The sequence below is a fragment of the Salinithrix halophila genome (assembly GCF_042650125.1).
GTDB classification, from domain to species: Bacteria; Bacillota; Bacilli; order Thermoactinomycetales; family DSM-45169; genus Salinithrix; species Salinithrix halophila.
Map to the genome: position 1 here is coordinate 553,515 of NZ_JBHSAP010000015.1, position 10,540 is coordinate 564,054.

Sequence of the window (10,540 nt, forward strand, 5' to 3'; positions counted from 1 at the left end):
AGCTTTTCAACATTTTTTCCGTCGTATAAAACGAGGAGAAAAGCCGGGGTTTCCCCGCTTTCAAGGGAAAAATCGGTTCGACTCCCTTTCCTATCCCCAAGCAAAAGCGTCGATGTTCCAGGGGAAGTTCATTCGGGTTCCCAAAATCGGAGACGTCCGGGTGAAGATGCACCGCCATATGAATGGGAGTCCCAAAACACTGGTCATTAAGCGAAAGAATGGTCGCTACTATGTGATGGTGACCTGTGTGGTGGCACCTTCTCCGATCCCTTTCAGCAGAAAGCAGGTGGGTATTGACCTGGGCGTGAAACATTTTTCCATCACTTCTGACAGGGAGTTCTTTCCGGCGATGCGCTTTTTGGAAAAGGGACTACGGGATATCAAACGGTGGCAACGGACCGTTTCCCGTCGGAAAAAAGGGTCCCATCGTCGAAGGAAAGCGGTGGCATGGTTAGCGAAGGCACATGAACGAGTGGCCAACCAGCGAAAGGATCTTGCTCACAAAATCAGCCGCTCCCTCGTGGATCGCTATGATCTCATCGCGTTTGAAAAGCTGAACGTAAAAGGGATGGTGAAGAACCGTCCCTTAGCAAAGAAGATTGCGGATGCCGCATGGAGACAATTGATTGACTTTACCACTTACAAGGCAGAATGGGCCGGTAAAGAAGTGAAGTTGGTTGATCCTTACAACACGTCTCAAGCATGTTCGGAATGTGGTCAGATCGTGAAAAAGGATCTTTCGATTCGTGTTCACTCCTGTAGCTGTGGCTATACAGAAGATCGGGACATCAACGCGGCGCGAAATATCCTTCATCGAGCGATGGGCTATGCCCCACAACCCACGATGGGACAGTTAGAACTTTCCCTTTTTTAGGCTCGGGCGGAGCCTTCGGGAGAGGGTAGCGGGTTGCCGTACCCAATGATCCGAGAAGCCCACGGGTTTAGCCGTGGGAGACGTCACAGTCTTCAGGGGATTTTGCAGATCTTGAAGGATTCCCTCTGATTTTCTAGTCATATTTCCTTCCCTCGCTGGTTTGTTCCCATGATCGGCGCACCGGGCAATCTGCCCGGTTTTTTTGTGTGCTGTTGTTTTTTCCGTCGGACAAACTCATGATAATATAGAAGATGAATCTTACGGAGGTGAAGAGGATGTTGAAACAAGGGGAACCAGCACCGGATTTCACCCTACCGGCGTCCAATGGAGAGACGGTCTCCCTATCGGACTATCAGGGTCAAAAGAATGTCGTTCTTTATTTTTATCCCAAAGACAATACCCCGGGTTGTACAGCGGAATCCTGCGATTTCCGGGATCGGGAACACGATTTCTCTGAACTGGACACGGTGATCCTGGGAGTCAGCATGGACGATCTAGACTCCCACAAAAAATTCATCGACAAATATAACCTGCCGTTCCTCCTCCTCGCTGATATGGAGGCGGAAGCAGCCGAGAAGTATGGGGTTTACAAGGAGAAAAACGTTTTCGGAAAAAAGAAACTAGGTATCGAACGCTCAACCTTCATCATTGACAAAGAAGGTAAACTGGCCAAGGAATATCGCAAAGTGAAAGTGGATGGCCACGTTGAGGAAGCGCTGGAGTGGGTCAGGGATCATCTTGCGTCCTGATCCCTTAGCCGGGGGTTGGAGGGTTTTTGTGCCTCCAACCTTTCTTTGAGTGAGTGGGGAATACTTTGGGAATAGGAGGGGCTGCCTTGGCGGACACTTCGATGTACCGGTTACCGGATTATTACGATTGGACTTCGGAGGGGATGGACGGCGATTTGGCGTATTATGCCGATCTGGCTATGGAAAGCGGCGGGCCGGTTCTTGAACTGGGTACCGGTACAGGGAGAGTGAGTCTAGCCATTGCTCGTCACGGTATCAGAGTGACGGGCGTGGATGTCGAACCGGCCATGTTGGCTCGAGCCCAACAAAAGGCGGAGGGGATGGGACTATCCAATCGTTGCCGCTGGGTAGAATCCGACATGACGCGGTTGAATCTGGAAGACCGGTTCCCTCTTGTCATCATCCCCTATCGCTCCTTTCTCCACCTGCTGACGGTGAGAGACCAGGTCGCTGCACTAACTCAGGTACGCCAACATTTGTCCGAGGATGGGCTCTTCGTTTTCAATATATTCATCCCCGATATAGGGCAGATGGTGGAAGAAGAAGATCGTCTCATCTCTAGGGGATCCTTTCCATTACCTGGGTCGGGGGAGCTGGTGGAAGTGAACGATTTTACCCGATTTGACCACTTCCACCAAAGGGGGGATATTATCCGCTATTATGAGCGATTCGATGGGGAGGGACGAAGTCGTGAACGGCTCCGTACCACCTTCAGCCTTCGTTATATCTACCCTGCGGAATTATCCCATCTCCTGAAAATTGCCGGGTTTGAGGTGACGGCCCGCTGGGGCGGGTTTCGCCGTGAGCCCTTTGGTCCCGACAGTACGGAGCTCGTGGTGGAAGCGCGCAAGTCTCAATCGTTAGTGAATCATCGATAAAGGGGGAGGAGCACTTGGTTCATGTCGCCTCTTCCGCACGGATGAGTGACAAACACCGACGACGCTTGTCGAAGATGTTTCCAAAGACCCGTTTTACCTTTTGCGAAAGCTTGGACGAAGTACTGAATGGTGCCCCGGACGCTGATGTACTGATTACCTACGGGGAAGATCTGGACGGAGACCGATTGAAGGGGTTGACAGGGCTTCGCTGGATCCACATCATAAGTGCCGGCTTGGAGTTGCTGCCTTTTGCTGAGTTGAAGGAACGGAATATACACGTCACGAACGCTCGCGGCATTCATGAAATTCCGATGGGCGAGTACGCGGTTTCGGCCATGTTGCAGGTGACCCGCAAGGCGAATGATTTCTTCCGGGCCCAGCAGGAAGGTCGCTGGAGCCGAGAAATTCGGGTCAGAGAGCTGTTCGGTAAAACGGTTGGGATTGTTGGAGCTGGAGCGATCGGTGTCGGCATCGCCCGCCGGGTGAAGCCTTTTGGTGTGGAACTGTTGGGGATCAACTCTAATGGCCGAAACCGAGATCCTTTCGACGAAATGGGGGATTTCGACTTTCTGCCGGAACTCTTCTCCCGCTCTGACTTTATCATTGTCGCTTTACCGCTGACGGATGCGACCAAAAGACGGATCGGTCAAGCAGAGTTGGCCTGTATGAAAGCAGACGCCCACCTAATTAATATCGCTCGGGGATCGGTTGTGGATGAGATGGCTCTCCTTTCCGCGCTGAGGGAACAAAGGATCGGCGGGGCTGTTCTGGATGTATTCGAAGAGGAACCGCTGTCTCCAGAACACCCTTTTTGGGAGATGGAAAACGTCATTCTCACCCCTCATGTTGCGGGTCGTTCCCCTTTTTACATGAAGAGAGCCCTTGCGATATTTGAGGATAATTTGCCTGTTTATCTGACGGGAGAAGGGGAATGGAATAATCCCGTCAAGCTGGCTCGAGGGTATTGAGTTCCTGTTGAAGGATGCAAAGGACCATTACCTGGGGATGAGGGAAAGGAGGGAGCCGGTTTGAATCCCAAACCGAAACGTGTACAAACAAAAAAGATTTTAACCACCCTAGCTGGGATGTACCCCGACGCCCACTGCGAACTGGAGTTCCGTAATCCCTTTGAATTGTTGATCGCCACCATCCTTTCCGCACAATCCACGGATCGACAGGTGAATATCGTTACCAAAGGGTTGTTCACCAAGTATCCCGCTCCGGAAGACTACCTTGACCTGACGGAAGAGGAACTGGCTGGGGAGATTCGCGGGCTAGGTCTGTTCCGCAATAAGAGCCGAAACATACTTCAGACCTGCCGAATCCTCGTTAGTGAACACGGTGGGAAAGTACCGGAAACCCGCACTGCCTTAGAAGCATTACCAGGGGTAGGGAGAAAAACCGCTAATGTGGTTCTCTCCAATGCTTTCGGTGTCCCTGCATTAGCGGTGGATACCCATGTGCAACGGGTGGCCAATCGTCTTGCCCTGGCGGACAGCAACAATCCGCTGGAGACGGAGAAGCAGTTAATGCGCCGGGTGCCCCGCAGCGAGTGGACGGATACCCATCACCGTCTGATCTGGCACGGTCGGCGTATCTGTTCGGCCCGCAATCCGAAGTGCGGACAATGCGACTTATTGCCATCCTGCTGGTTCGGTAAAAGCCGTGTGAAGGAGAAAGCCCATTGACAAAAGTGGGAAACGGGCAGTAGACTGTTTATAGACATTATTAAGAGAGAATCATTTTGCATGTGTTTGGATTGGTGGAAACAGCGAGGTGTATGGCGATGGAAAACAACCGCCTCAATCGGGCAGTAGAAAAACTGAAATCGACAGGGGTACGTATGACCCCTCAACGTTACGCCATATTGGAGTTTTTACAAACCTCGATGAGCCATCCTACCGCTGATGAAATCTATAAGGCGTTGGAAGGGAAATTCCCCAATATGAGCGTAGCTACGGTCTACAACAACCTTCGGGTATTTAAAGAGGCCGGTCTGGTACGAGAACTAACTTACGGGGACGCCTCCAGCCGTTTCGATGCCAATATGCATGATCATTACCATATCATTTGCCGTACATGTGGCAAGATCGTGGATTTTGATTATCCAACCCTGAGGGACGTAGAGAAAGAAGCGGCCCAGAAAACGGGTTTCATGGTTGAGAACCATCGGATGGAAGTATACGGAATCTGTAAAAACTGTCAGGAAGTTCCTGTCGGGTGATGACCGGATATACAAAAACCCCTGCGACCTGCGCAGGGGTTTTTGTATGGAATCAAAACAAGGACGTCACGAACACGGCAGCAAGGTAGAAAAAGGTGATCCCGGCCATCCAGGTTAACCATTTTATGATAGGCCGGTCGCGGAGGATAGATACGAGAATCAATATTGTGAGGATGACGATGGATAGGATCGTGATCAGATATAGAATGCTGAAAAACATGGATGAACCTCCGGTTTCAACGAGGTAAAGGCAATGCCCCGAGGACAGCGAATTTTCTATTGACCGTAGCCAATTCCCGAATCGAGGTTCCTGTGAGTGAATACAACCGCTCCAGGGTGGCATGTTCTTGCTGTGTTTGCCCGGCCACCCGGGAGGAGGGAGCGATTAACTCCTCGTTTTGAGCTTTCAGGGCATTTAACTGGGTGATGACGAGGGCCGTGTTCCCATTCAGACTGTCTAGCCCTTTGACGATTTTCCCCTCGCTTTCAACCACCCGTGAAAGGCTACCATTCATCTTCTGTAATTTTCCGTTGGTCCGAGAAAGCTTGGTATTCATCTCCTCGATGGACTCTGCCGTCGCTTGGAGAGGCTTCAACTTTTGGTTAGTGTCCGCTGTCAGCTTTCCGGCAAGCCGGATGTTGTCGTGTACCTGGGCCATCACCCGATTGGTCTCCTTTTGTGTAGCGATCTGTTGGATCGTTCCCCAGATCGTGAAGCTGAGGAGAAGGAGGTTGATGAGGAGAATCAATCCTTTTGTAATCATAGTTGTACCCCCTTTTAATCAGGGAAGAGTGGGGAGAAGCGGTTCCACTATACCGTCCCCGGCTTTTTTGTTTTCCTTCCTGCCGGTTTTTTTTGAGTCTTCCGGTTTTGGGTTTTCGTTTAGTAAATTTCCAGTCGTATTCTTCAGCTTTTCGTCCAAAGGTGGATTCGCTGAGTTTTTGTCCCGAGGAAGAGGTGCATCCAGTCCCAGTAGGTTTTCCACGCTTCTCAGAGAATGAGTAAGCAGGGCGACAGAGCGGAAGTTATCCACGGATTTGTCCAGTTCCGACAACAAGACATCCGTTCGTTTATTCAACCGGGCGGTGGTGTTGCCAACCCAACCGGTATTCTCGGCCACTGCCCCGAGGTTGGATACGGTCTGAACCATTTGTTCGGTGACCGTACCTCCCTTGTCTGCCGCCCTGGAGCTCAAGGCGAGGGTTTTCCTTTCTCGTTTTAGGATCGCCTCCATCCGTTCCCTGGCCTCGATGTTTCCAGATAACTGATCATCCAGCTCGCTTTGGATCGAAGTATTGGTTTGGATCTGCTGTTTCAACAGGGAATTCTGGCGGTCGAGACCGCCCATGGCCTGTTCAGCCTCAATCACTTCTCCCTCCAGTTGACGAGTATCATCCACCATCTCTCCAGTTCGCCCCGCCAGATCCGATGTGAGGCCGAAGATGTTGTTTTCGGCCAGGACTGGAAGCACAACACGATCACTCCAGCGAGCAAGGGTAGGGGAGGAGACCAGGAGGACGATGAGAGCGGAGACGGCCAGAATCGCCTTTTTATGATTGGCCCATAGCGGCCATAATCGGTCCAAAAGGATTACCCCCTATCTCGATTGCGGGATAAAACGTGTTTTTTGATTAATCTCTTTTAGGTTGGTGTTGATGACCCTTTGAATCCGTTCCATTCCATTTAAGGTGGAGACGATGCTTTTATTGGAGCTTTCGACGGATTTCAGTACATTCGTGCTGGAGTGGAGAGTGGTACGGATCTTTTTCAGGTCTTCTTCCGTCTGTTTGGTGTTTCCGCTGATCGCGTGTACCCGATCAGCGATAGAAGCGACTACCGTATCCAGGTCGTTCAGTTCTCGCCCTAAACCGTTGGTGTTGGATTCAACGGTTTTCACCTTTTTGTCCAATTCTCCGGTTTTTTCTTTCAGCTCCGCCACAACGGTCAATTGTTCATTCATCGTTGTAGATTTTGCAGCAGAGCTTTTCAGTTGATGTTCCAATGCTTCCGATTTGGATGCAATATCCTTCTGTAGCCATAATTGGAGGGCCGTGTTGGCTGCGACGGTGGTGAGGAAAAGGGTGATAAGGAGGGTCGTTGCTTTGATGCCCCCAATGTTCTTCATCTTGTCCCCACCCCCGGTGTCTTGTTGTTTAGACTCTCAGTGGAGTCGAGGATTTTCTTCAAATGTTTTTTGTCATGGTCCGCTGTTTTATCCAGCTCTTTCAACATGGTGTCCAACTTTTCCATATGGGGGGATAATTGGGATAAGGATGAATGAACAGTGCCGATATTTTTCTTCGTGGTGCCGGAAAATTGCAGCATTCGGTCGTTAAGATGTAAAGTGTCTGCGTTTAGGTCTACCACCTGGGACAGAAGCTTTAATGTATCATCGGTTTTGGCTTGGGTCTGGTCAAGGTTGATGTTGATTTTATCAACGGTTTTTAGCATCCCTTTCAATTCTTCGTTTTTATCGATGACCGCCGCTTGCACCCCATTCAATCTTTCGATGGAGTCCAAATTATCTTCCAATCCGGCGTGCAGCTTCTTCATGTTTTGGGTCATGGTGATGCCATTGATCAGAAACCCAGCCAAAGCTAAGGTTCCTAAAATGGAAAGGATCTTTCGGATCATCACTTCCCCTCCTTGTCAGGGCAGAGACCGTTGTGCCCGGCTGCTTTTTTCAGCTGCGGAACGGAGTTTTCCTTCCAGAGCGACGTTCTCCTCCAGTACCCGCTGCATTTTCTTTTTCGTGTCGAGGGTGATGGAGTGAAGTTGCCTCACTTTGGTAAGTTGAGACCCACTACTGGTGTTAATGCGATCCATTTTTGCTGTAAGAAGCTGACTGAGTCCGTTCAAGTCCGTACTGAGTGCTACTTGTTGGCCGGTCACCCGTTGAATGCCACCCAGGGAATTGTTTTGCCCGCCCAGGCCGGAATGGACGGAACGGAGCTTCTGATGGATTGATGCGGTTGTCAGGGTCTTTTTATCAATGGATTGCAAGTTTTCCAATATTTGTTTGTTGCTTACCCCCAAGAGGCTGTTGTTCTTCCCGATTGTTTCCAACGTTCCGTTGAGGTCCGCCTGATGATGGAGATTCTTCAGGTCGATTGTCCGGATACTGTTGTTACCCACGATCCAAAACCCTCCCGCTGTCAGTATAACGGCGGAGGCCAGAATCATGAGAAAGCGGTAGGGTCTGATCATTTGGACTCCTCCCTTTTGGAATGTTCCCGGTTGTTTTCCGGCATTCATAGCTGGGCAGGTTGCGTTTCCTTTCGCAGGCTACGGCTTATCATGGTTTCAAGGACCTCTGCCAGATGATCCGGGTCGGATGGATGATCGAGCTGGAGAGACTGAATAATCACCTCATGGACCGCCCCAACCATGGCATAGGAGAGCACCCATGGATCCGGGACATCCAGGTTTTTTTGCCGGCAGGTTTGCGTGATTTCCCGCTGGAAGATGTTAAAAAAGTAACGATGAAACTGAAAACGAGTTGCTTCAAGGGCAGGGGCTACTCCCACGGTGTCCACCAGCAGCAATTTTGCCACCTCCTTGTACTGGAAGCAGGTGTTGATATATGTCTGGATGGCATGATACGTACGTTTTGAAGTGGGAGGGTGGGAGCGTAGCGAATCCTCCACTTTTCGGATCAGCATATTCATCAAGAGATGGAGAATCCGAATTAGCACGGCCTCTTTATTTCGGAAGATTTTGTAAAATGTGCTTTTAGAAGCACGCGCAGCAGCGACGATCTCATCCACAGTCGTGTCTAGATACCCCACTTCTGTAAACGCTTTCAAAGAGGCGGAAAGTAAACGTTTTTCATGCCCGGGCATATCCCCCTCCTGTAGTAATTCGTGAAAGGAAGCGGCAGAAACTGCGGGTTGTTTGTCGATCAAATCCTTACAACCTCCCCTAAGTACGTCAACGTACACTCATAATAACAAACATTTGTACCGAATCAATAGAACATTCTGGGTATTTTCGTAAAAAAAACGCCAGCCATCTGGGTGAGCGTTTTTTTCGCGGATCAAGCATTGGGCTTTGATGAATCTTCTTTGTGTGCATCTTTTGGGTCCAGGCTGAGGGTCGCTTTGCAATACATACACTGATCCTTCTTTCCGAGAATCTTGGTTGTTCGTCCGCAACGGGGACACTCCACTTGAACGGCCTGGGTAGAGAGCATCCCGATCCAAAAGTAGATCGCAACGCTGGAGGCCACACCCAAAAGGCCGAGTATAAAAAATACCAACATCGCCGATGGCCAGAGGAAGCCGAAATACATAATTCCGACACCCGCAAAAATCATTAGAAGGGCAATGGTACGAAATTTATTGATCTTACTAGCGAAGAGCAAAAAGGAAGCCCCCTTGGCGAAAGCCGGTTAAAGCTTTACGCAGCTTATTTTACCGACAGTATATCATGAAGGAAGGCGAGGAGGAATGTCAGGGTGATTAACGCAGATTGGAGTCCAGAGGCAGGATTCCTAACAAAACCGTCGAAACCAACTTTGTAAGTACTAACTGCAGGTCATCCGACGGGGGAAGGGTCATGATGGAGACGGTATACCCTGATTTGAAAAAGCATGTTGATGAGAGCGGAGACGCTCTGGGTGCCCTGGTCGTGCCTGCGGTTGTCGTCCAACAGATCGAGGCAGACGGGGCCGACCTTCTGCTTATTGTACTCAGCGAGCGAGAGGGGACCCATGGTCGGGTGTCGACCTATGCCGTCGGCACCTGGAAGGTAAAAGAAGTGCGTGCTCACAGTACCCGTTTGGCGGCGGATATCCTCTCGGGGGACCGTCCCGGACTGGTTCATTGCTTCCGATATGGAAATATTCTTTACGACCCCGACAAGCGTATCCATCACATTTGTTCTTCTCTAGAGGAATTTCCCCACGAACTGAGGAGCAAAAAGTCGTGTATTGAGTTCTCCCGCCTGTTGAAGAATACTTTGGAGACGAAAGCTTATTTGAACAAAGGGTATTTGTTGGATGCCTATGTGACCATTCAAAACGGATTACAGCATTGGGGTCGGCTAGCAGTGATTGATGCAGGCCAGTATCCCCATATCCGGTTATGGAACCAGGTGAAACCCTTAAGCCCGGGAATCTACAAACTGTATCAAGAGCTGGTTCACGGTAATGATTCCCTAGAACAGCGAATGGAGCTGGTGTTGCTAGCGGTGGAATACTCCATCCTCTCCAACCTGACCCATTATTGTGCGTATATTTTGGAATTGATGGCCGCCAAGCCAGGGATGTGGAGTGTGGAGGAACTAAGCCGGCAGTTGGCACTGGAGCAGATGGAGTTGGACTTGACCCTGCTCCTGGAGGAATTGGTGAAACGGTCTGTGCTGGAGGAAGTGCTTTTACAGGGGGATAATAAAGGACAACCCCGCTATAGGATCCAGCTACCCTGAAGAATTTCTCCTTTGGAAAACTTTTTGCGAAAAAGGTGTTGACTCTCTTTTGTCAGGGTGGTATATTAGTTGATGTCGCCGCGAGAGAGCGGCACCGCCGAAAGGCGGAAACAAAGCAAGCGTTCCTTGAAAACTGAAGAGCAATTGATTCGACCTTGTTAATTCATTTGAGCGTTTCAAGCTCACCTTTATCGGAGAGTTTGATCCTGGCTCAGGACGAACGCTGGCGGCATGCCTAATACATGCAAGTCGTGCGGAGGTCAGGGGAGCTTGCTCCCTTGATCTTAGCGGCGGACGGGTGAGTAACACGTGGGCAACCTACCCGCAAGACCGGGATAACTCCGGGAAACCGAAGCTAATACCGGATAGGACATTCGATCCCCTGAT

General features: G+C 50.3%; 14 protein-coding genes and 1 rRNA gene. 8 read left to right on the forward strand and 7 right to left on the reverse strand.

Features of this window, described 5'->3' with window-relative positions; genetic code table 11:
• The 6 genes from ACFOUO_RS12945 to perR form a co-directional block, all read left to right on the forward strand.
• The coding region (locus tag ACFOUO_RS12945; RefSeq protein WP_380705531.1) for an RNA-guided endonuclease InsQ/TnpB family protein at positions 1-874 on the forward strand (874 nt) is incomplete at its 5' end.
• 275 nt (positions 875-1,149) lie between these two features.
• A complete protein-coding gene (gene bcp, locus ACFOUO_RS12950) occupies positions 1,150-1,623 on the forward strand; it encodes a thioredoxin-dependent thiol peroxidase (RefSeq protein ID WP_380705532.1) in 474 nt (157 codons plus the stop codon).
• Positions 1,624-1,709: 86 nt separating this feature from the next.
• Positions 1,710-2,501, forward strand: coding sequence for a class I SAM-dependent methyltransferase (locus ACFOUO_RS12955; RefSeq protein WP_380705533.1), 792 nt, complete (start codon positions 1,710-1,712; stop codon positions 2,499-2,501).
• 14 nt (positions 2,502-2,515) lie between these two features.
• Complete coding sequence (locus ACFOUO_RS12960; RefSeq protein WP_380705534.1) at positions 2,516-3,469, forward strand: D-2-hydroxyacid dehydrogenase; 954 nt, start codon at positions 2,516-2,518, stop codon at positions 3,467-3,469.
• A 60-nt stretch (positions 3,470-3,529) separates the two neighbouring features.
• Entirely contained in the window at positions 3,530-4,189 is a 660-nt protein-coding gene (gene nth / locus ACFOUO_RS12965; protein ID WP_380705535.1) for an endonuclease III, read from the forward strand.
• A gap of 98 nt (positions 4,190-4,287) precedes the next feature.
• On the forward strand, positions 4,288-4,725 hold the full coding sequence (perR, locus tag ACFOUO_RS12970) for a peroxide-responsive transcriptional repressor PerR (protein WP_380705536.1): 438 nt from the start codon (positions 4,288-4,290) through the stop codon (positions 4,723-4,725).
• A gap of 236 nt (positions 4,726-4,961) precedes the next feature.
• On the opposite strand, the gene ACFOUO_RS12975 is transcribed toward perR, so the two are convergent.
• From ACFOUO_RS12975 to ACFOUO_RS13005, 7 genes are all read right to left on the reverse strand, one after another.
• Positions 4,962-5,489 carry a hypothetical protein gene (locus ACFOUO_RS12975; RefSeq protein ID WP_380705537.1) on the reverse strand — a complete coding sequence of 176 codons (528 nt, stop codon included), beginning with the start codon at positions 5,487-5,489 and terminating at the stop codon, positions 4,962-4,964.
• 18 nt (positions 5,490-5,507) lie between these two features.
• Positions 5,508-6,311, reverse strand: a complete 804-nt coding sequence (locus tag ACFOUO_RS12980) for a hypothetical protein (RefSeq protein WP_380705538.1) — start codon at positions 6,309-6,311, stop codon at positions 5,508-5,510.
• Between the two features lie 12 nt (positions 6,312-6,323).
• Positions 6,324-6,851 carry a hypothetical protein gene (locus tag ACFOUO_RS12985; RefSeq protein WP_380705539.1) on the reverse strand — a complete coding sequence of 176 codons (528 nt, stop codon included), beginning with the start codon at positions 6,849-6,851 and terminating at the stop codon, positions 6,324-6,326.
• On the reverse strand, positions 6,848-7,360 hold the full coding sequence (locus ACFOUO_RS12990; protein ID WP_380705540.1) for a hypothetical protein: 513 nt from the start codon (positions 7,358-7,360) through the stop codon (positions 6,848-6,850). Before ACFOUO_RS12990 ends, ACFOUO_RS12985 begins: the two co-directional genes overlap by 4 nt.
• A 15-nt stretch (positions 7,361-7,375) precedes the next feature.
• Positions 7,376-7,933 carry a hypothetical protein gene (locus tag ACFOUO_RS12995; RefSeq protein ID WP_380705541.1) on the reverse strand — a complete coding sequence of 186 codons (558 nt, stop codon included), beginning with the start codon at positions 7,931-7,933 and terminating at the stop codon, positions 7,376-7,378.
• A 44-nt stretch (positions 7,934-7,977) separates the two neighbouring features.
• Entirely contained in the window at positions 7,978-8,631 is a 654-nt protein-coding gene (locus ACFOUO_RS13000; protein WP_380705542.1) for a TetR/AcrR family transcriptional regulator, read from the reverse strand.
• Between the two features lie 131 nt (positions 8,632-8,762).
• Positions 8,763-9,089 (reverse strand): DUF2614 family zinc ribbon-containing protein, encoded by a 327-nt coding sequence (locus ACFOUO_RS13005; RefSeq protein WP_380705543.1) that lies wholly within the window; start codon positions 9,087-9,089, stop codon positions 8,763-8,765.
• Positions 9,090-9,283: 194 nt separating this feature from the next.
• Here ACFOUO_RS13005 and ACFOUO_RS13010 point away from each other — a divergent pair, with 194 nt between their 5' ends.
• Positions 9,284-10,153: a nucleotidyltransferase-like protein gene (locus ACFOUO_RS13010; protein WP_380705544.1), complete on the forward strand. Its 870-nt coding sequence runs from the start codon at positions 9,284-9,286 to the stop codon at positions 10,151-10,153.
• Between the two features lie 188 nt (positions 10,154-10,341).
• Positions 10,342-10,540: ribosomal RNA gene (locus ACFOUO_RS13015) — 16S ribosomal RNA — on the forward strand; the annotation flags it as partial.

Bases quoted from the DNA above. Each gene is read 5' to 3' on its own strand.
- ACFOUO_RS12985 (WP_380705539.1), bottom strand. From the start codon at position 6,851: ATGAAGAACATTGGGGGCATCAAAGCAACGACCCTCCTTATCACCCTT.
- ACFOUO_RS13010 (WP_380705544.1), top strand. From the start codon at position 9,284: ATGATGGAGACGGTATACCCTGATTTGAAAAAGCATGTTGATGAGAGC.
- ACFOUO_RS12995 (WP_380705541.1), bottom strand. From the start codon at position 7,933: ATGATCAGACCCTACCGCTTTCTCATGATTCTGGCCTCCGCCGTTATA.
- ACFOUO_RS12990 (WP_380705540.1), bottom strand. From the start codon at position 7,360: ATGATCCGAAAGATCCTTTCCATTTTAGGAACCTTAGCTTTGGCTGGG.
- bcp (WP_380705532.1), top strand. From the start codon at position 1,150: ATGTTGAAACAAGGGGAACCAGCACCGGATTTCACCCTACCGGCGTCC.
- perR (WP_380705536.1), top strand. From the start codon at position 4,288: ATGGAAAACAACCGCCTCAATCGGGCAGTAGAAAAACTGAAATCGACA.
- ACFOUO_RS12975 (WP_380705537.1), bottom strand. From the start codon at position 5,489: ATGATTACAAAAGGATTGATTCTCCTCATCAACCTCCTTCTCCTCAGC.